Annotated in this window: 20 protein-coding genes and 1 riboswitch; of the genes, 14 read left to right on the top strand and 6 right to left on the bottom strand. The window is 42.8% G+C overall.

Annotated elements, in window-relative coordinates; genetic code table 11:
* Positions 1–232 precede the first annotated feature (232 nt).
* From REC12_RS00195 to REC12_RS00175, 5 genes are all read left to right on the top strand, one after another.
* Positions 233–400: a hypothetical protein gene (locus REC12_RS00195; RefSeq protein WP_308891417.1), complete on the top strand. Its 168-nt coding sequence runs from the start codon at positions 233–235 to the stop codon at positions 398–400.
* 537 nt (positions 401–937) lie between these two features.
* Positions 938–3,235, top strand: a complete 2,298-nt coding sequence (locus tag REC12_RS00190) for a methyltransferase domain-containing protein (protein WP_308891416.1) — start codon at positions 938–940, stop codon at positions 3,233–3,235.
* Positions 3,190–3,927, top strand: coding sequence for a TOTE conflict system archaeo-eukaryotic primase domain-containing protein (locus REC12_RS00185; RefSeq protein ID WP_308891414.1), 738 nt, complete (start codon positions 3,190–3,192; stop codon positions 3,925–3,927). The genes REC12_RS00190 and REC12_RS00185 overlap by 46 nt, the downstream gene beginning before the upstream one ends.
* Positions 3,928–4,027: 100 nt before the next feature.
* Positions 4,028–4,669: a flavodoxin family protein gene (locus REC12_RS00180; RefSeq protein ID WP_308891412.1), complete on the top strand. Its 642-nt coding sequence runs from the start codon at positions 4,028–4,030 to the stop codon at positions 4,667–4,669.
* A gap of 64 nt (positions 4,670–4,733) precedes the next feature.
* Complete coding sequence (locus tag REC12_RS00175) at positions 4,734–5,213, top strand: hypothetical protein (RefSeq protein ID WP_308891410.1); 480 nt, start codon at positions 4,734–4,736, stop codon at positions 5,211–5,213.
* Positions 5,214–5,456: 243 nt separating this feature from the next.
* On the opposite strand, the gene REC12_RS00170 is transcribed toward REC12_RS00175, so the two are convergent.
* Positions 5,457–5,933, bottom strand: coding sequence for a hypothetical protein (locus REC12_RS00170; RefSeq protein WP_308891409.1), 477 nt, complete (start codon positions 5,931–5,933; stop codon positions 5,457–5,459).
* 475 nt (positions 5,934–6,408) lie between these two features.
* Here REC12_RS00170 and REC12_RS00165 point away from each other — a divergent pair, with 475 nt between their 5' ends.
* Positions 6,409–6,864, top strand: a complete 456-nt coding sequence (locus REC12_RS00165; RefSeq protein ID WP_308891407.1) for a hypothetical protein — start codon at positions 6,409–6,411, stop codon at positions 6,862–6,864.
* A gap of 253 nt (positions 6,865–7,117) precedes the next feature.
* Here REC12_RS00165 and REC12_RS00160 read toward each other — a convergent pair whose 3' ends face one another.
* Entirely contained in the window at positions 7,118–7,423 is a 306-nt protein-coding gene (locus tag REC12_RS00160; protein ID WP_308891405.1) for a CC/Se motif family (seleno)protein, read from the bottom strand.
* 170 nt (positions 7,424–7,593) lie between these two features.
* Between REC12_RS00160 and REC12_RS00155 the strand changes: the two genes are divergently transcribed.
* A complete protein-coding gene (locus tag REC12_RS00155) occupies positions 7,594–7,797 on the top strand; it encodes a hypothetical protein (RefSeq protein WP_308891403.1) in 204 nt (67 codons plus the stop codon).
* A gap of 48 nt (positions 7,798–7,845) precedes the next feature.
* The gene (locus tag REC12_RS00150) at positions 7,846–8,775 is read left to right on the top strand and encodes a 3'-5' exoribonuclease YhaM family protein (RefSeq protein WP_308891401.1); all 930 of its coding nucleotides are present in this window, start codon (positions 7,846–7,848) and stop codon (positions 8,773–8,775) included.
* A 42-nt stretch (positions 8,776–8,817) separates the two neighbouring features.
* Here the strand turns inward: REC12_RS00150 and REC12_RS00145 are convergent, their stop codons facing one another.
* Positions 8,818–9,516, bottom strand: coding sequence for a hypothetical protein (locus tag REC12_RS00145; protein ID WP_308891400.1), 699 nt, complete (start codon positions 9,514–9,516; stop codon positions 8,818–8,820).
* Between the two features lie 247 nt (positions 9,517–9,763).
* Between REC12_RS00145 and REC12_RS00140 the strand changes: the two genes are divergently transcribed.
* The 3 genes from REC12_RS00140 (at position 9,764) to REC12_RS00130 (ending at position 13,189) form a co-directional block, all read left to right on the top strand.
* Positions 9,764–10,525: an acyl-[acyl-carrier-protein] thioesterase gene (locus REC12_RS00140; protein ID WP_308891398.1), complete on the top strand. Its 762-nt coding sequence runs from the start codon at positions 9,764–9,766 to the stop codon at positions 10,523–10,525.
* 24 nt (positions 10,526–10,549) lie between these two features.
* Positions 10,550–11,008, top strand: a complete 459-nt coding sequence (locus tag REC12_RS00135) for a pyridoxamine 5'-phosphate oxidase family protein (protein ID WP_308891395.1) — start codon at positions 10,550–10,552, stop codon at positions 11,006–11,008.
* Between the two features lie 258 nt (positions 11,009–11,266).
* Positions 11,267–13,189 (top strand): PAS domain S-box protein, encoded by a 1,923-nt coding sequence (locus REC12_RS00130; protein WP_308891394.1) that lies wholly within the window; start codon positions 11,267–11,269, stop codon positions 13,187–13,189.
* Between the two features lie 182 nt (positions 13,190–13,371).
* Here REC12_RS00130 and REC12_RS00125 read toward each other — a convergent pair whose 3' ends face one another.
* From REC12_RS00125 to REC12_RS00115, 3 genes are read right to left on the bottom strand one after another with little or no spacing between them, the layout of a single operon-like run.
* Positions 13,372–14,220, bottom strand: a complete 849-nt coding sequence (locus REC12_RS00125) for a MetQ/NlpA family ABC transporter substrate-binding protein (RefSeq protein WP_308891392.1) — start codon at positions 14,218–14,220, stop codon at positions 13,372–13,374.
* 46 nt (positions 14,221–14,266) lie between these two features.
* A complete protein-coding gene (locus tag REC12_RS00120; protein ID WP_308891419.1) occupies positions 14,267–14,917 on the bottom strand; it encodes a methionine ABC transporter permease in 651 nt (216 codons plus the stop codon).
* Positions 14,918–14,942: 25 nt separating this feature from the next.
* Positions 14,943–15,968, bottom strand: coding sequence for a methionine ABC transporter ATP-binding protein (locus REC12_RS00115; RefSeq protein ID WP_308891390.1), 1,026 nt, complete (start codon positions 15,966–15,968; stop codon positions 14,943–14,945).
* A gap of 89 nt (positions 15,969–16,057) precedes the next feature.
* Positions 16,058–16,156, bottom strand: a riboswitch (SAM riboswitch).
* Positions 16,157–16,327: 171 nt separating this feature from the next.
* On the opposite strand from REC12_RS00115, the gene REC12_RS00110 reads away from it, so the two are divergent.
* The 3 genes from REC12_RS00110 (at position 16,328) to REC12_RS00100 (ending at position 18,977) form a co-directional block, all read left to right on the top strand.
* A complete protein-coding gene (locus tag REC12_RS00110) occupies positions 16,328–16,627 on the top strand; it encodes a YerC/YecD family TrpR-related protein (protein WP_308891388.1) in 300 nt (99 codons plus the stop codon).
* Between the two features lie 105 nt (positions 16,628–16,732).
* Positions 16,733–17,905 carry an ATP phosphoribosyltransferase regulatory subunit gene (gene hisZ, locus REC12_RS00105; protein WP_308891386.1) on the top strand — a complete coding sequence of 391 codons (1,173 nt, stop codon included), beginning with the start codon at positions 16,733–16,735 and terminating at the stop codon, positions 17,903–17,905.
* Positions 17,898–18,977, top strand: a complete 1,080-nt coding sequence (locus REC12_RS00100) for a 6-phosphofructokinase (RefSeq protein WP_308891384.1) — start codon at positions 17,898–17,900, stop codon at positions 18,975–18,977. The genes hisZ and REC12_RS00100 overlap by 8 nt, the downstream gene beginning before the upstream one ends.
* Positions 18,978–19,175: the final 198 nt, after the last annotated feature.

The following is a 19,175-nucleotide window of genomic DNA, read 5'->3' as shown; positions in this document are numbered from 1 at the left end:
GGTTTGCCTGACGTTCCGGTCCACGGAGCTGTTAAGTTCACGATGCTGTTTTCTCTCATCATTACGATTGTGCTTGGGATTTACCCGACGCCTCTGGCGCAGATGGCCATCACTGCCGCTCAGAGTTTGGTGCAGTAAACTTGATACGGAAGCAATTCCTGTTTAAGAGGGGGTCTAAGTTTACTTATTTGACTTAACAGTAAGGACTACGGAAGTATTAAGGAGTAGGGATATGGTAACCTTTGTGAAAAATAGCGGAATGTTGTCCTCGATACAGTATTTAAATCAGCGTTCCGATATGACCAATCGATATGTTCGGGCTTTACTCGGCCTAATCGCAGCGGAAGAATTTAATGAATTAATTTATGAGTGTAAGATGAGTTTGCCGGTTTTAGAATGACTAATTATTGCCCAAAAACTTTAGGCACTTCGTGAGTGAAGTGCTTAAAGTTTTTTGTCTTGATTGCCATTGTTCTTTTGCTTTCGGATATAAATAGCTGTTAATGTTCTGCCTTTGATTGCACTTGTTTTAATGAGAGAAATTCGCAAGATCGAGCTTAATGTATTGTTTCTAAGCTTTTTCTAAGATAAAGGTGTTAAAGTTGACTTGAATTATATAGAGAGGGAGATTAGAGAATTGGGAATAATTACTGATATCTGCCGTGACCTTGTAATTTTTATCATTGTGTTATTTAGATCGACCTTGTATTACATACAGAGCCTAGCAACTAATAACTCGTTATGAAGAAATATACCTTTATGATACAAGGTTGGGTTGAACTTAACTTTCAGGAGACTTTAAGAAAGCTTTGAAAGAAGTAATATTACAAGTATGATCCGAACTCCTTTATATTGTCGGACAGCGTAGCGATAGAGATATAGGTTGCAGTATTGAGCTTGACTGTAGTTAACAATTCTTATTGAGAGGTAAATATCAATGACTCTAGACGAAAAAACCGGATTTTACTCAGACGGTGACGAAAATGAGCTGTATTTATTGGAAATCGCGCAGAAATATCCTGAAGATTTGTCTGCCGACTATGTTGAAAATAAAAACCACTATTTGCTTGACCACACATTTTCAGATGTTCGCCAGAACCTTCTTAATTGGTATCCCTTTCGCAAAGATGCAGAACTTTTGGAAATAGGTGCAGGCATGGGTGCTTTGACGGGGCTTTTTTGCGATCGGTGTAAAACGGTTACGGCTCTTGAAATGAGCGCCCGCCGGACCGATATTATTCGTGCTCGGTATAAAAAGCGAAATAACCTTTCTATTGTAAATGCCGACATTAACAATTGGGATACCAACAAAAGATTCGACTATATTGTTTTCGTCGGAGTGTTAGAATATGCTGCGGCATTTTCCAGCTCACCCGACCCGTTTGTTGAATTTTTAAGAAACTCATCAAAATTATTGAACGATGGTGGAATAATTCTTTTGGCAATTGAAAATCGGTTCGGTCTAAAATATTGGTGCGGTGCAGCGGAAGACCATCTGCGCTTGCCTTTTGTTGGTATACAGGGATACTGCCATAATAAATCACCTGAAACCTTTTCCAAAAAAGCATTACAGAATATGCTCAAAGGGGTAGGCCTTAATGCTTTGCGTTTTTATTACCCCTTACCCGATTACAAATTTCCTTCAGCGGTTTTCAGTGATGACTATTTACCAGATCATAAAGACCTTAAGGAAATGAAATTTCTATATTACTACACTAGCCTATTGACGGCGAATGAACAAAACCTTTACCGAGAAATAATTGAAAATAATACGTTTGGTTTTTTCGCGAATTCATTTCTTGTTGAGGCCAGCTTTTTTCAACTGCCAAAAAGGCATGTTATATTTGCCTCCTGTAGAGATAAGATAAAAAAACAGTATCGGGTAACGACGTCGATTACCAGCGATGGCATCGTTACAAAATTTCCTTTTAGTTCTCATGCAGCTGCGCATATTGAAAATATTCGTGCCAATAATGAGTATCTTAAGGGGCGGGGAGTGGATGTCGTCGACGCAGAGTTGCATGACAACTCATTAATTTCTCTTAGATATCAAGGTCTTCGTGCAGACAAAGTATTTGAGCAGCATCTTATTGCAAATGATTTTAAGAGTTTATGCAGCCTTATTGATGCGCTGGCAGAATGCCTAAAAAAGAGCTCCGATCCATCCAAAGACTCCTCTTGCCCTGAGATCATCTTGGAACGAGGCTTTATTGATATGACATTTTCCAACTGCTTTTTTAGCAATTTCAAATTTATTTTTTTTGATCAAGAATTTGTATTTCCTAATGTACCCTTAAAATACATTCTTTTTCTTGCAATCAGACAATCATACTATCGGTCAAATGTAAAAACACAAATTCAATTTAGCACACTTTTGGGTTATATTGACATAACTCCAAGTGAGTTAGTATTATATCATCAGTTGGCCGAAAAGATTGCCACTGAAATTTTAGGTGATCAGCATGACGAATACTCAAAAGAAAAATATTATAATCTGTTCAGTGACGAGCTTACTTTAAATCAGGAGCAAAAGCGTGTATACGAGGCCTTCGAGCAGTTTTCCCAAAATGAGAAACAGCTTGCGGAAAAGATTAAAACTCTTAATGATGAAATAATGCGGAAAAATTTTGAGATCGAAGAACTTAAAAGAAACAGTTTTGCTGGAATAGAGGCTGATGCTTTTTCCAAAAGAAAAGTGTTGGCTGTTTTTCTCGATGATGTTGTCAATAATTTCTCCGAAATTATGAATGAAAATGGAATTATTTTTAATAGGAGAATTCATTCTTTCAATGATCAGCTTTTGAAAAACATTATTTACAATATGGCAACCGGTGAGCTTACTGAAATAGGAAAAAGGATTATGCTTTCAACAAGGGCACTGGCTGGCATTGCAGATATACTCATTTGTTTGAGAGAAAATGGTTGGGAAATTATAATATGTACCGATCGTGATTTGCGATTTTCTTTAGATGTTACCAAGAGGTGGCTGGATAATAATCACATACCATATTCCTGCTTGTTTCAAACAGATGATTTAGTCGGGATGTGCCGAAAGTTGAATATTAATTATCTTGTAAGTGACAAGCCGATCCTTGAGGAAGGTAATGTCGGGATTAATTATCAGACCATTAACCGATCTGGATATAAGAATAATAAAATAAAATTTGGTAGTATAGAGGAAGTGAACATATGGATAGTCGAAAGAACCTGCTTAATGAATTCTTTTCATCATTAGATAGAGCAAAGGCTAAAATCGAGTTAAGGGAGAACAGTTTCGATGATCTGGATATATCAAATTTTAACTTTAAGTTGTCTTATGGTGAATTTAAAGATGGTGTGTTAAAGTACAAGCTTAGCGGGATCTCGCTAGAGTGTTTTGAGCACCTGATTGATCACCACTTGCGGGGCAAAATTAATCTATGTGCGTATTTCAATAGTCAAGATAGCTGTTTGTTTGCATTGAATCTGGACGACAATTCTAGTAAAAAGACAAATGATGTCAAAGTGGCCGCGTTGCTGTTTATTAAGGAATTACAGAAATTCAATATAGTGCCCTTAGTAATTAAATCCGGTCACGGATACCATTTGTGGTGCAGATTGTCGTCCGCAGTTAAGAATGAGACGCTGCGGCAGTTTACAGCTGCATTAAAAAATTTGATATTATTAGAAATGTTTAAGCTTGGTGCTTCTCCTGAATATATTAATTGTACGACATATCCGAGGTTATGCTCCGACGATATTTCGATACGGTTATTTGGCGGCATTCATAGTAAAACAGGCCAATTCTCATGGATAGTAACAGCGATAGATTCTGAAGATACCATTTTAAGTGTTGATGATTCATGGGCTATGTTTGAATGGTATATAAGTAATTGCCTCGTTTCTATAGGAGACTTTAATAAAGCTTTAAAAGTTATAGCTAATTGAATTTTCTATTTTTAAGGTAGCGAAAACATGGAGGCGCACGTGCTGAATTGACATAAGAAATATAAAATTAGACCGAGTAGCTATGAAAGGGGCAATGAGAATGATCTTAGGAATTAGTGCAAGCGGTAGAAAAGACGGTGTGACGGGCGAGGGAGTCAAAGCCATACTGAAGGCGACGGGACTTCCTTACGAGTACGTATCACTTGCGGGCAAAAAAGTTGGTGGCTGTACGGGCTGCACACTTTGCGCCTCAGACAATACCTGCAAGGTGCGTGATGATTGGAATGAAATTGGTGAAAAGATGAGAGCAGCTGATGCGATTGTTTTCGGAGCGCCTAACTATTTCGGGCGGATGAACGCTTTAGGTCATGCCTGTTGGGAGAGGACTTTCAGCTTCCGGCATAGAGAAATTTTTAATTTGGCCGGAAAACTTGGGGTGATTGCCGGCACAGACTTCGAGGGAAGTAATTTTGTCAAACCGGAAATTGAGGACTTTATGCTGCGGAACAAGATGGTAGTGGTAGAAGCTTTGCAAATCAACGGCTATTCTCAGTGCTATACCTGCGGCTACGGTCAAAATTGCGGCGTGGGCAGCGTCGTCAAACAGCACGGCTTCCTTGATGAGATCAAGCCGGAACAATTTCCGCCACATTTCCAAGAACAGCCCGAAGTTGTCTTTCATGCCGGAAGAATTGGGAAGATATTGGGCTCGATATTGAAAAATCGTGAGATACAATCATGAATATATTCCTGAAACTTTGTTAAACTACAAATGATTTAAAGCAATTTATCAAGGCAGGGCGTTTATGATTTCTACTTTTTTTTACCCAACGTATATACTAGTGGCCTTTATAGTTGTAGTTATAACCATTCCCAAAAAAGATTTTAAGGAATATTTTATTTATGCCATGATTTTTGGGGGTCTAGGCGATATAGTTACAGTTGGTTTATTTCAAAATCTATTCCATATTATTTGGTTTAAAAATGCTGGTATTTTTAATGTTTTAGGTCAAAATTTACTCTCTCCTCCCAGCTGGATTCTTACAGTTATGATTTTTCTGCATTTTTTGCCGGCGCGAAGAAGTTTTCTGTGTGTATACGTTTTAGGATTTGCGGCTTTCAGTGTTGCTTATGGTTATTTGGTTCATAATGTCGATCTTTTTGACTTCAGGCCTTGGTTTTATCCATATTTTGCTTACGTCACGTTTTTGGCTTGGTGGTCTGTCATTACTTGGACCTTCATTAAAACTAGCACTCTGGTCCAGGGGGGCTCGTCTTTGAAATAGTAATAAATATACGCAAACCTCTAACTTCAAAGTTTAGAGGTTTTTTACAATCTTTCAATTCAGCAAAACCGGTTTCCAGAATAACTTAGTTAATTAATGGGTGATTATTTAGATATGAGCAAATTTTATGCAATCATAATGCGCTTGTGAAAAAGAGTCTTGGACAACAGTTTGTAGGAAGTGTCTAAGACTCTTTTCAAGAATATTGGCAGCATTCGTCTAAACCTTTGAATGAGGATAGTTTTAAGCAGGAAGCTTATTGTAGTAATTTCGGTAGATTAATGTTGTCCCTGTAAACCATACGACAAATGTTATAGTTGTAGTTATTGCTCCATGAGTAGTACCGTAATTGTATTTAAAAAATCCTAGATTTTGCTCAATAAAACCAAGTATTACGGAAAAACCACTGAACCCTATAATGTACGGAATTAAAAATTCCATTCTGAACGGCAAAAAGAATAAAAAAAGCATCCAGACGAAGGTAAAGGAAATTGGTATAAAAATTGGTATTCCAAAGGCTTGAAGAGGTCCTGCAAGATATGAAAATTCCCCTAATAAATTGCCTAAAAAGATAATTGTCATAACATCGACAACCCCACCGAGAACAAAGCCGAATATCAAGAACTTTTTATAATCTGGTCTGGGGATAAATATTAAAGTCGGAATGCCCAAAACAACGGCTAAACCAGGCCAAAATACATAATTGACATCAATCGTCACAGTATCACCCACCCCTTTTTAATCATGATTAGTTTTACATAATGCCAGTTATTTATTCATCCGGCCTAGGCCTATGAATAGCAGGTAATGTTTTTTTGTTCAGATTGACAGGTTTCCCCTTACTTTTCGGAAACCTTATGAGATGATTGAATACAACGTTTGAAAGATAAATGATTAAAGAGAGCGGATATCTTGAGGAGCCTTGGGGACGGGAGATAAATAGAATTGAGATTCTTTTGGAGGGAGTGGGATGCTTAATGGATATTTTATTTTGGGTGGCCTTTCTCATGTTATGGATTATTTACTACAAGGTATTTAGGATAGCTTCGGATGTTAAGAAAATTAAAGAGTTACTCAAAATGAGGTCATAAAGGTTGAAAAACTAGTATCTAGTGTTTCGCAACAAAGGAATCTCTTATCTTGGCAAAACCGTTAAAAGTGTAATCAAAAATGCAGTACTAAAAAGGAGGGTATTGTGAAGAAAAGATTTGAAAGATTTATCGGCTATCTGGTTTATACCCTATTCGTAGGAGTTGTAATTTATTGGGGATTTATGTATGAACAATACTTAAAAACTCAAGCCGGAAGAACATTTGCTCCGTATCCGTACTATACTTTTATGGCCCTATACCCCATATTTATAGGAATGATTTTGGCAGTTCCCAGGTTAATTCAGCGTATCCGCCAAGAAGGAAAATGGAGAATAGACTGGCAAATGCTGTTACCCGTGGGTATCCCGACATTTCTTTATAATATCAGCATGTTGTTGTCTTTTCTCCTTCATGCGCCGTTGCTTTTTAAGTATAATTGGTACCAAATCATGCTATCAAACCCAAGAAGTTTAGATATCAGTGGGATTGTGTGTGGTTACATTATACTGGCATCATGGCTCCGCATCTCTGCAAATGAAGAAGAAATAATACTTCACTGAGAGAAAATATGACTGGTGATCTTCAAGCGGTAAAGTTCATTTGACTATTATGCAGGGGATGAGTTATGGTATGATGAAAAGGCAAGGGGTTGTTACATACGAATATTTATAAATTTCCACAAATAAAAACCATGTACGAACGTGGATTTAACCCACTGTTTATGCATGGTTTTATTTTATTAAAGACCTTTAGGTATTTTCGATAGCCCATTGAACATTTTAGAGATTATACTTTATGACAATCAAGCGCATTTTAGGCCCAATCGGAGATGATAAGCCCTTTGACTATGCCAATTCCCTGGCTATCAATGGTTAATTCGTCTTTGCAGGCTAGGCTCCGGTCATAATAGACAGTAAATTCATCGGCGGTATGAATATTGAACTTTTCAGGTTTGGGCGGTTTTCCCTTGCGCACGGCCGGAGAAATTGTCAGTGGAATACAACATTGCGAGTCATCAAAGCGTTCAATGTACAGTTCCGTTTTACCGGATTTTTGAAGGAATTCTTTAGCTTTATGTGTAATCTTAATTCTCATGATGGAATTTTGGGGTGGATTCAAGCTGAAATCATCTCCTCAAGATTTGGTTTCGTAGTTCTAATTTTAGCAAGTCTAAATTTCAGCGGCAAGGGACTGGGGGTATATTGTTGGATAAGTTAGCTCGGCAGCGAATTCCCAAAGGTTGACGATGAGACACTTGTATCAACATGATTGAGCATTTGGAAAAAATTATGACTATAATTGAAGCCCATCCGGAGGGAGTATCGGGAAGAGAGTTGTCAGAGGTTACGGTGTTCCTTGGGGTACCCTTGAAACAAGATCTGAAGGCTTTGGCTTTTTCTTCGGGCCGCACGATTCCCTTGTATACCGATCACGATGAAGATATGGATGATAGTGGGGAAAATCTTTTTAAGCACAAGTATTTGCCGTTCTAATTTTATACAATTGTTCTAACAGGGGTTGTAATAGAGAGGATGAACTTAATGCTGAAAGAGTATAAAAACGGAGAGCGATTTGAGGGGATCGTCTTGGTTAATGAGTGGAAAGAGGTTCCTTTTCGCCAAAAACCGGGTGCATTTCTCTCTTTGATGTGCCAGGATCGGTCGGGTGTAATGCAAGGGAAAATGTGGGAGTATCCGCCTCAGATCCTTACTTGGTTAAGGGAACAAGATATTTTCCTTATTCACGGAGTTGTTTCGGAATACCGGGGAGCATTGGATCTAACGATAGAAGACATGCGGATGATTCCCAAAGAAGATGTGGATTTAACCATGTTATTGCCTTGCTCACCTATTTCCGAGATTGAGCTGGAAACCCGCTTGAGAGTACTTTTAGATAAAATTCACCGTCCGGAACTTGGAAAATTGGTAGGGCAGTTTCTGGATCATCCGGAGTGGGGAAGGGCTTATCGTTTAGCGCCTGCCGCTGTGAAAATCCATCAGGCTTATTTGCGGGGACTCTGGGAGCATAGTGTCAGGGTTACAGAGTTAGCGGATGGAATTGCCGGACATTTTCCGGGAATGGATCAGGATTTGGTTCTTGCCGGGGCACTTTTGCACGATATCGGTAAGATAGGGGAGTATTCCTATGACCGGGGGATTAAGTTCACGACGGAAGGGAGATTGCTAGGTCATATTGTAATGGGTTTGGAACTTCTTTCCGGTGAGATCGCTAAAATCTCAGAATTTCCTCAAGAGCTGCGTTATAAATTGCTGCATATTATTTCCAGCCATCACGGAAAATATGAATGGCAATCCCCTAAACGGCCGAAGCTGATGGAAGCTTTAGTGATCCATTACGCGGACGTGATGGATGCAGAACTTTACCAGTTTGAGCAAGCAAAAGCCAGTCACCCTGACGATGATTGGTCCCCCTATATTCCGAGTATGGAGCGCTATCTTTATTTGAAATAATGGAGAGTGCTTAAGGTGTTTTGTATTTGAGGCAAGGTGCTCCTATTCATTTGTCCTTGATTGGTAGTCCCAGAAACGATTGGCTATCAGACGCAGGCAGAAAGGATGTTGTCCCCATGAGTCAGCGTCGTCAAGAGAGAGCATCAAGGCATAAGCTTGACGGCATGTGCGCAGAAGAGGGTAATGCTTGGCGATGTAAGCCAGAACAGAAAGGATGGCTTCACAGCGTTCCGGGTGAAATAAATTCCGAATATACCGGCGGCTGTGCGGTGTGAGGCGAAAACGTGATAAATCGGAGGATAAGGGTTTGATCTCTTCGAGAGGAAAAGCTATAACCTCAAACTGGGGCAAGTCTGCCAAAATATCAGCAGTATCCAAGAACTGGGTCAAGTGTTCCTGAATTTCCAGCGGAGGGAAAGAAAAAATTCCAGGTGTAGCGGCTAAGATACGAATACGCAGCAGATTGGCTTCAACGAGCTTGTTGCCTGCAAATAGTTCGGGGGAATGCTTGGAAAGATGCCGAATCAATACTTCTACCGTCTCGTTTCCCTGGCAGGCCAGGTATTCCCAGTAGGGTAAAAGTTTAAGAATATCTTCAGTGAGGGACGGTTTGAGCTGGTCAAAGAGTTGGTATTCTATCATGATATTAAGGGATTCGGACGTCGGATTTGCAAACAGGACCCGCTTCAATTCCGGATGGATTGCAACTGAAGCAGGTTGTTTTCTTTCCGGATGATGCATTGAAGCACCTCCTCCGTTAGTGAATAGTAAAAGTAATTCTTGGCAGTAGTTTATGCTGCTGGCAGGGTTCTATCCTATTTTTTGGTTTTTTGCCAGGTAAATTTAAAAAGACCCTTATTAAGAAAGAAAACCTCGTCCAAACGATGGTTTTCCAAGAAAAAGATCGGGATTTTTCTGGTATCCTTGAGGATATGAGGATTATAATAGGGAATGGATTTAAACTGAGAAACGAGTGGGTGAGTTATGGATGACAAGTCGAAATTTTACGGCGGAATTTGAAGTTCATTACCATGAAGTCAATCCCTATGAACAGGCAACACCTTTGACTCTGCTTTATTACTTAGAAGATACGGCCATTGCTCATTCCGAGGCAGTCGGCTTTGGGGTCGGGCGCTTAAAAGCGGAAGGGTTAGCTTGGATACTTAACCGTTGGCACCTCCAGATTGACTGTTATCCCAGGCATGGTGACATTGTGACTATTGAGACCTGGCCTTCAAAGTTTGAACGGTTTTATGCCACAAGGGAATTTTTGATCAAAAATTCTCAACAAGAGATTATTGGCCGGGCGTCTTCTCTGTGGATATTGTATAATACCGTTACCAAGCGTCCCTTACGGGTGCGTCCGGAATTTCAGGAAGCCTACGGTCTGAATTCAGCAAGAGCGGTTGAGGACGCCTTTGCGGCATTTAATAAAGAAGAAGCAGGAGACGAGGAGGTAAAGGTTTTTTCGGTCCGAAGAAGTGACATAGATACGAACGGACATGTTAACAATGCCAATTACCTGCAGTGGATACTCGAAGCTGTTCCGGAAATTATCTACCAAGAGTGCTGTCTTTCTTCTTTAGAAATTCAGTATAAGAAAGAAACGACTTATGGCTCCCAGATCCGCTCTAAATGTTTATTTCAGCAAACCGGGAACTTGGAATTTGTCTGTCACCACGAGATCCTTGGAATAGATTCAGGCCAGGAACTTACATTAGCTAAAACAGCGTGGGTACCAAGATCTTAATTCAACTTGAAAAGGAGAAATATTGTGCGTCGAGAAGATAAAGAAATTACGGAACAATACGAGTTAGACGAAATTATAAAAAAGGCCCAAGTCTGCCGTTTGGCGGTATCTTACAGAGATATGCCCTATATTGTGCCCCTGAGCTTCGGTTATGCCGATGGAGTGTTATACTTTCATTCCGCCCCTGAAGGATTGAAATTGTTGATTCTTCGCGAGAATCCTCAGGCTTGTTTTGAGGTGGAAGTCGATACTCGGGTTGTCTCTGGAAAGCTTGGCTGTGATTGGACCATGCAGTATCAAAGTGTTATAGGGTTCGGTGAAATTCAATTTATCGAAGATTTTCAAGAAAAGCAGCAAGCTCTTCTCTTAATTATGGGGCAGTATACAGACCAAGAGGTTTTGCTCAATGACGAAACAGTATCGAAAGTAACGCTGTTTAAATTGAACATTAATACTATGACAGGCAAAAGGTCCGGGTATTGAGTTATAAATTTTAAATAATGTTTTTGCTATTGATCGCTTGACCGTTTAATTGAAGGACAAATGCGCCAAGCCATTTGTCGAATAATAATTCAACGCGGCGGTTAAAGACTGTGATTGTGTTAATTTGTAACTTTATGTATAAATTAGACGAAACTCTCTATAAAGGATAATTTAGGCGGGATATAGAAATATATTTTTGAGGTTTCTCAGGTTTAATGTATACTCGCTTAAATATCCTTTGGGAAGAGTTGATTTGTAATGTCCGACAGTAAGAAAATTGAAGAACTACAGCAAAAGGTCGCGAATCTTGAAGCCGAATTAAGTAAGCTGCATGAGGACAATGGGATCTGGGATAGGATTTTTAGAGACAACTATTGGGGAATGGCGATTTGCGATGCGGGCAGCGGTGAGTTAATCAAAACGAACCCCAGCTATGAGGAGATGCACGGTTACGGGCCTTTGGAATTGATCGGCAGGACGATTTATGATGTTTTTGCTCCGGAATGTCATAAAGATTTACCGGATATTGGGCAAAGAATTCATGATTTTGGCCATTGCACTTATAAAACGGTCCATATCAGAAAAGATGGAAGCCGCTTTCCTGTCCGTACGGACAGTTACGAAGTAGCTATTCATGGAAAACGTTTGCGCGTTGTTTCAGTATGGGATATTACGCGGATTGAGCAGAACGAAAGGGAGCTGGCTCTTTATAGAGGTGATTTGGAGTTTTTGGTAAAATCACGCACGGAAGAACTGGAACAGGCCTATGCTCGGCTCCGTATAGAGATGGCCCGGAAAGAAGCTGCCGAACAGGAGTTAGAGAAGGCTAATCAGGAAATGATCGAAACCATTGAAAGCATTAGTGACGGATTTATGGCTATTAATCGCCAGTGGATGATAACGTATACTAATCAAGCACTCTCTCAAGCGCTTCAAACACACGGTATGACAGGGAACTTAGTGGGGTCTGTTTTGGGAAGTGAGACTTGGCAACGGAATCAGATGATTTGGGATTCCTGCCAGAGTGTCATGAAAGATGGATATCCGAAACGTTTTGAGCTTTATTCTAAGTTGATTGGGCGTTGGATCGAATTTAGCATTTATCCGAGGGTGAGCGGGATCTCGGTATTTATGCGTTTTATTGACGATCGCAAGAAGCTGGAAAAGATGGTTGAAGAGGAGCATCTCCGTCTTTATACTCTTTTCAACGCTTTCCCAGGTCTGATCTACGTCCTTGAAGAAAATTATAGAATACGTTTTGCCAACCATAGCTTTCGGGAAAAATTTGGACAGTGTGAGGGGCGGAATTGCCACAATGTTATTGCAGGTGCGAATTGTCCGTGCAGTGATTGTGTAATTCCCCTGATTGTAAAAAATTTTACTCCGTCGAGAAACGAGAGGGTATACAATCATCGGGTATACGAGATTTATTCGCAGTCTTATACGGATGTCGATGGGACAAAGGTGATATTTTTAGTTCTTATTGACATCACCGATCGTAAAAACGCTGATCGAGAGTTTGGACGTTTAGAACGGTTAAATATGGTTGGAGAAATGGCCGCAGGAATCGCTCATGAGGTGAGGAACCCCTTGACGACAGTACGCGGCTTTTTGCAGCTTCTCGCCGCAAAGGAGAATACTCAAGAATATCATGATTATTTTAAAATTATGATCGACGAGCTCGATAGGGCCAACCTTATCATTACAGACTTTTTAAATATAGCGAGAGACAAGCCTGTTGACTTCATGCTTGTTAATCTTGCCGAGATCATGAGAGCGCTGCTGCCGCTTTTAAGGGCGGATGCCCTGAATCAAGACAAAGAAATTCGCCTCGAATTGGATTCGGTTCCAGATATCTGGGGAAATGAGAATGAACTTAGACAGTTACTGTTGAATTTAGCCAGAAATGGTTTTGAGGCTATGCAACCTGGCGGGGCATTGACAATTGAGACGTCAAAAACGAACAATTGTGTAATCCTGAAGGTTTCGGACCAAGGCGGAGGTCTTGATCCGGTCATTCTGGAGAAAATAGGAACTCCCTTTTTAACGACTAAAGAGCGGGGCACCGGCTTGGGATTAGCTATATGTCAGAGCATTGTAGTACGGCATAATGCGGTCATGGAATTTGATTCGGATTCTTCAGGGACTACAGTATGTATTAAATTTCCGGACGTTAGCTAACAGACGATCAAATATTATAGAATTCAAGTTAGAAAACAGGAGTAATTTTTAGAGTATAGAGGGGGCCATGGATATGCCAAGCTCTTGTCCTTGCCGGGAAGATAAGCGAAAATAAGGACAAAAACCCGTGGTGGAGGGTTTTCGTCCTTATCTCAGTTAATAAAGAAGATAGCTTGTTTTTTTTAGAAAGCCGGAACAATTGAGCCTTTGTACTTGTCTGTGATAAATTTTTTAACGTCCGGAGAAGTCAAGGTTTTTGCTAATTTTTGCAAAGCGGGATCGTTTTTGCGGTTATCTTTAACAACGAGAATATTGGCATAGGGTGAATCTTTATCTTCAGTAAAGAGGGAATCTTTGGTGGGATTAAGCCCGGCCTCTAAAGCATAGTTCGTATTAATTACGGCGGCGCTGATTTTGGGGTCTTGAAGTACACGCGGCAGTTGCGGAGCGTCGATGGGGGTAATGTTTAGTTGTTTCGGATTGCTGCTGATATCCTTAACTGTTCCGCTGATGCCGGCTCCGTCTTTCAACTGAATGAGACCGGCCTTGGCAAGTAAGGCCAAAGCGCGACCGCTGTTAGAGGGGTCGTTAGGGATGGCAATGGTGGCTCCGGATTTCAATTGGTCTAAGTTTGTAATTTTTTTGGAGTAAACCCCCATAGGCTCAATGTGCACTTTTGTCAGGGAGACAAGATTCAAATGGTGGTCCTGGTTAAAGGATTCGAGATAAGGAGTATGCTGAAAAAAGTTGGCATCAATTTCTCCGGAGTCCAAATCGAGATTTGGGCGTACGTAATCCGTGTAATTAACGATTTTCAGATCAATACCTTCTTTGGCCAAAGCCGGTTTGATAAACTCCAAAATCTCAGCATGGGGCACCGGGGTGGCTCCGACTTTGAGTACAGTAGTTCCTGTCGGGTTAGTGGTAGCAGTCGCAGCTTGGGGCTGTCCGCAGCCGGCAAGCACAAGGATAAGAGAGAGCAGGGAGATTAAAATTAAAGCAAATGGGCGGCGTTGTTGTTTTTTTAACATGGATGTTCCTCCTTAAGTTTAGATCAGATAATAAGCGCTCAACCACTCAGTGGGTCAGCCTGCGGGCCAAAACGGTCCCTAACGATTGCAGCCCTTGGACAAGAATAACAAGGATAATGACTGTGATGATCATGATGTCAGTTCGAAAGCGATTATAGCCGTATTGAATCGCTAAATCTCCCAGCCCGCCGCCGCCGACAGCTCCGGCCATGGCGGTATAGCCGATTACACTGATCGTTGTAATGGCGGCGCCAAGAATTAAGGAACCCTTCGCTTCGGGGAGAAGTACTTTAAGTACGATTTGAAGAGGGGAGGCTCCCATGGAAAGTGATGCCTCAATAATGCCGTAAGGAACTTCTTTGAGAGAGCTTTCCACGACTCTGGCAACAAAAGGGGCAGCGGAGATGACGAGCGGGACGATAGCGGCGGTAGTTCCGATGGAAGTACCGACAAGTATACGCGTTATAGGGATAAGAGCGACTAACAGAATGATAAAGGGCGCGGAGCGCAATATGTTAATGATGGTTCCCAGGATTCGCTCAATCCAGGGATTGGGGGAAATGTGACCGGGTGAGCTTACCACCAATACCACCCCTAACGGCAGTCCCAGGAGGTAGGCAAGAAGCGTGGAAACAACAACCATGTAGAGAGTTTCGGCAATTGCCGGAGAAATGAGCTGGAGCAGGTCATTTCCCATTGAAGCTTGGAAAAGCGTGGCGGGTTCAATTGGCAATTTGCAGCACCTCCAATTTTAAACCACGGTTGGCTAAATAATGATGAGCTTCTTTCAGCTGCGTGGGGTCTCCCTGCAGCTCTAAAGTTAAGGTGCCGAATAGAGTCGATCTTAAATGATCGATACTCCCATAAAGGATGTTGGCACGGACACCGCAGGTGTGCAATAAATCGGTGATGACCGGCTCCGAGGCTTGCGAGCCAAGAAATTGGAGGCGGATAATCTCTGAGTTTGGCCGAGCTGCAAACTCTTTGAGCAGTTCAGGCGGAAGCTCTTCCGGGAAGATAGTGGCTATGAATTCTCGGCCGATATCTGACTGGGGCCGGGTGAAAACGGATTCAATAGGGCCGTATTCGGCGATGTGGGATTGGTGAATTACGGCTACATCCGTGCAGATTTCCTTGACCACTTTCATTTCATGGGTGATCAGGACAATGGTCAACCCAAGTTTTTGGTTAATGTCTTTGAGTAATTTTAGAATTGAGAGAGTGGTTTGAGGGTCGAGGGCCGAGGTTGCTTCATCACATAAAAGGACTTGGGGTTCTGTTGCCAGTGCTCGGGCAATGCCTACCCGCTGCTTCTGTCCGCCGCTGAGCTGGGAAGGATAAGCGGAGGCTTTCTCCTCCAGATTGACCAGTCGCAGCAGCTCCTCAACGCGTTTGCTGATTTCCGGCCTGGATAGGCCGGCTATCTCCAGAGGAAAAGCAATGTTTTCCGCTACCGTCCGTGATTGCAAAAGACAAAAGTGTTGAAAGATCATGCCGATTTTCTGCCGGGCCTGGCGGAGCGCTTTCCCGGAAAGCTTTGTCAATATCTGGCCTGCTACGCTGATTTCGCCGCTGGTGGGCCTTTCCAACAGATTCAGACAGCGTATGAGGGTGCTTTTTCCAGCCCCGCTTAAGCCGATGATACCGTAAACGGCGCCTTGAGGAATGGTTAAGGAAACGTTGTCAAGAGCGGTAACAGTTCCTTGGCGAGAAACGTATGTTTTAACTAATTGGTTAATCTGGATCAAGTGCTGCCTCCTTCTCAGATGTTTCTTTCAAGCGTTAAACACAACAAAAAACTCCGCGAAGAAAACCCGCGGAGTAACATTCGGCTTTCCTCTTATCTCCCAGATTTCTCTGCAGGAGTTAGCACCGTGCTTTAATGCCGGTTGCCGGGTTTCATCGGGCCAGTCCCTCCACCTACTCTGAATAAGAGTTATTTATGAACTTTTGTGTTTAATGTCTCGTCAAGATGTTTGTATTTTAGCACAAACTGCGAGAAAATAGCAAGAGGAAAAATCGAACAGCCCTGGCCCGACAAAAAGCTTGACATTAGTCCACTACTTTAATAAATTAAAGGGAGAAAGTAAAACCGGGAGGGTTTGCAATGTCAAGTGATGAGCGTTTACGAAATTCTTTGACGGATGCCTTATTCGAGGCAATTTTGCTCTTGCGGACAAAAGAAGAGTGTTATCGTTTTTTTGAAGATATTGCCACGATCGCGGAGATAAAGGCCTTGGCACAGCGTTTGGAAGTCGCCAAAATGTTAAAAAGAAATGAAACCTATACTTCAATTGAAAAAGTGACCGGAGTCAGTACGGCAACGATTAGCCGTGTTAAGCGCTGTTTGAATTTCGGAGCGGATGGCTATCAGCTGATCTTGAGCCGGTTGCAGGAACAGGATTAAATTCAAATAAATTACTTAACTATTGTGAGTTAATAACGAATTACATGACAAGGTAACTATTAGCTAAGTTTAAAGCAGCATTGAACATAGAGAAGGAGAATAATAATGCTTAGAACGAATTTGGGACAACGTATTCCTGAAGGCATGCGGGATTTGCTGCCCGAGGAAATTGCTGTCCAGGAGCGCCTTGAAACGGAAGTCCTGACCCTTTTTCAGCACTGGTCTTACCAGAAGGTGCTGCCCCCGACTTTGGAATTTACTGCTTGCGTTCAGCCTGATGTGGAGCAAGTCGACTCTCTCTACAAATTTTTTGATCGGGAAGGGCGAATTTTAGCCTTGCGTCCGGAATTAACAATTCCCATAGCTCGCTTGGTCAGTACGCGTATGCGCGGGGCAAATTTGCCTCTCCGTTTATGCTATGGTGCGGATGTTTTCCGCAACACTGCCGTCCGCTATCGGGAGTTTCGCCAGGTTGGCGTGGAACTTATTGGCGCCGGCCAGGAATTGGCCGATGCGGAGGTGATTGCTCTGGCAACCGAGGCGATTGCCTGCTTGGGAATCAAGAATTATCAGTTTAACCTTGGACATATGGGAATTTTCTCAGGGCTCATGTTGGAGGCAGGAGTTGACGAGGGATTCCAGGCTAAGCTGGAAGAAGGCTTGGCGCGCAAAGATATGGTGGGTGTGGAACGGTTAGTCCAAACCAGCGGTTTGCCTGAACGTGTTCAGGAACTGCTGCTGCGTTTGCCGCATTTCCATGGCGGAGAAGAAATTCTTGATGAAGTCCTTAACTGGAGTACCCTGCCGACGATTAGGGAGGCAGTGGAGAGCTTAAGGCGGATTTACAGATATTTAAATGATTTTGGCGTTCAGGCCAATGTATCCCTGGATCTGGGGATTCTAAGGGGTTTCTCATATTACACCGGAGCGGTGTTTGAAGGGTATGTTGCGGGAATTGGTTTTCCGGTGCTCGAAGGAGGTCGCTACGATGCTTTGTATGCTGACTTTGGAGCTGCCCAAGCGGCTACGGGTTTTGCCATCCATTTAGGCAGCATGTTGGATCTTTTTCCCTTGCCCTCAATTGAAGGCGCTGATATTTTGGTTTACGGATCTGATAATAAACAAGTAATTCATCAATGCCAGGTCTTGAGGGCTCAGGGCAAAAAAGTGGAAATGGCTCTGGAAACCATGGATGAAAAAGCGGCTCAAAACTTGGCCAGTCTGAAAAATATTTCGGAGATAAAAAGGGCTGGAGAGGAAGTGTCTGAAAATGCATAAACTTGCGGTTCTCACGGGCGGCGGAGATTGTCCCGGTCTGAACGCTGTCATTCGCGCTGTCGTCAGGAGCGCGAATCAATATGGGCTTGAAGTTCTGGGAATTAAAGACGGTTTTCACGGTGCCGTTGAAGGAGAGTTTATCCCTTTATCCTTAGCGGATGTTTCGGGTATTTTGCCACGCGGCGGCACGATTCTGGGCACGACAAACCGGGACAATCCTTTCGAATATGCCTCCGATGTTAATGGAATCCGGCAGCCTCTTGACCGCTCGGAGGATGTCCTCAGAAATTTTGAAAAGGCCGGAATCGACGCTTTATTGGCCATTGGCGGAGACGGGAGTTTGAATATTTCCCTGAAATTTGCGGCCAAAGGGTTTCCCGTCATTGGAATTCCTAAGACTATTGACAATGATCTAATGGCGACGGATCAAACCTTTGGCTTTCAGACAGCGGTAGATACGGCCCAGGAAGCTTTGGACCGCCTGCATACCACGGCAGAATCCCATCACAGGGTGATGGTTTTGGAAGTCATGGGACGTTACGCGGGCTGGATTGCCCTTTACGCCGGTGTAGCCGGAGGGGCGGATGTTATTTTGATTCCGGAAATACCCTATAATATCGGCAGGGTGGCCTATTCCGTACAGCGACGGGCCAAACAGGGAAAGAAGTTCAGCATTATTGTGGTGGCCGAAGGAGCAAAGCCCTTAGGCGGAGAAATGGTAGTTGACAGGTTGTTTCCGGGACGGTCTGACCCGGTCAAATTAGGCGGAATCGGCGCCAAGTTAGGCGGCGACCTGGAGCAGCATTTTGGCTTGGAAACCCGGGTAACGGTCCTGGGACACCTACAGCGCGGAGGATCGCCTAATTCCTATGACCGTGTTTTGGCTTCGCGTTATGGTACGGCAGCCGTCGATGCTGCTTTGGAAGGAAAGTTTGGGATAATGGTAGCCCTTCAGGGACGAGATATTGTTCAAGTTCCTCTTCAGCAAGCGGTTGACCAGCTAAAACTTGTCCCCCTCACTGACCCTTTGTTAATCACTGCCCGTGCTCTGGGAATCGAGATGGGAGATTGACCGGTTGAGCCGAAGTCCGACTAGGCAGCCGCCCGCGCAAGCTTGGCGGCTGCCTGGTTTGTGTGCCCGGCATGGGCGTTATCTCTAGGGTGAAAGTCCCGAATAGTGAAGGTAGCAGTAGCTATAGTTTAAGGTAAGGGTGTTCACCGTGAGGTGAAATCCGAAAGAAACCGGCGGCAAATCTCTGGCCCGAGGAAT

This window comes from Candidatus Desulfosporosinus nitrosoreducens, from assembly GCF_030954495.1.
Taxonomy (GTDB): domain Bacteria; phylum Bacillota; class Desulfitobacteriia; order Desulfitobacteriales; family Desulfitobacteriaceae; genus Desulfosporosinus; species Desulfosporosinus nitrosoreducens.
The sequence above is the reverse complement of the archived record's forward strand: the minus strand, read 5'-3'. Positions and strand labels throughout refer to the sequence as shown.

What these genes read in the sequence shown, in the direction of transcription:
- REC12_RS00195 (WP_308891417.1), top strand. Translation starts at nt 233, where the DNA reads ATGGTAACCTTTGTGAAAAATAGCGGAATGTTGTCCTCGATACAGTAT.
- REC12_RS00190 (WP_308891416.1), top strand. Translation starts at nt 938, where the DNA reads ATGACTCTAGACGAAAAAACCGGATTTTACTCAGACGGTGACGAAAAT.
- REC12_RS00185 (WP_308891414.1), top strand. Translation starts at nt 3,190, where the DNA reads ATGGATAGTCGAAAGAACCTGCTTAATGAATTCTTTTCATCATTAGAT.
- REC12_RS00180 (WP_308891412.1), top strand. Translation starts at nt 4,028, where the DNA reads ATGATCTTAGGAATTAGTGCAAGCGGTAGAAAAGACGGTGTGACGGGC.
- REC12_RS00175 (WP_308891410.1), top strand. Translation starts at nt 4,734, where the DNA reads ATGATTTCTACTTTTTTTTACCCAACGTATATACTAGTGGCCTTTATA.
- REC12_RS00155 (WP_308891403.1), top strand. Translation starts at nt 7,594, where the DNA reads ATGACTATAATTGAAGCCCATCCGGAGGGAGTATCGGGAAGAGAGTTG.
- REC12_RS00150 (WP_308891401.1), top strand. Translation starts at nt 7,846, where the DNA reads ATGCTGAAAGAGTATAAAAACGGAGAGCGATTTGAGGGGATCGTCTTG.
- REC12_RS00145 (WP_308891400.1), bottom strand. Translation starts at nt 9,516, where the DNA reads ATGCATCATCCGGAAAGAAAACAACCTGCTTCAGTTGCAATCCATCCG.
- REC12_RS00140 (WP_308891398.1), top strand. Translation starts at nt 9,764, where the DNA reads ATGACAAGTCGAAATTTTACGGCGGAATTTGAAGTTCATTACCATGAA.
- REC12_RS00130 (WP_308891394.1), top strand. Translation starts at nt 11,267, where the DNA reads ATGTCCGACAGTAAGAAAATTGAAGAACTACAGCAAAAGGTCGCGAAT.
- REC12_RS00125 (WP_308891392.1), bottom strand. Translation starts at nt 14,220, where the DNA reads ATGTTAAAAAAACAACAACGCCGCCCATTTGCTTTAATTTTAATCTCC.
- REC12_RS00120 (WP_308891419.1), bottom strand. Translation starts at nt 14,917, where the DNA reads ATGGGAAATGACCTGCTCCAGCTCATTTCTCCGGCAATTGCCGAAACT.
- REC12_RS00110 (WP_308891388.1), top strand. Translation starts at nt 16,328, where the DNA reads ATGTCAAGTGATGAGCGTTTACGAAATTCTTTGACGGATGCCTTATTC.
- hisZ (WP_308891386.1), top strand. Translation starts at nt 16,733, where the DNA reads ATGCTTAGAACGAATTTGGGACAACGTATTCCTGAAGGCATGCGGGAT.
- REC12_RS00100 (WP_308891384.1), top strand. Translation starts at nt 17,898, where the DNA reads ATGCATAAACTTGCGGTTCTCACGGGCGGCGGAGATTGTCCCGGTCTG.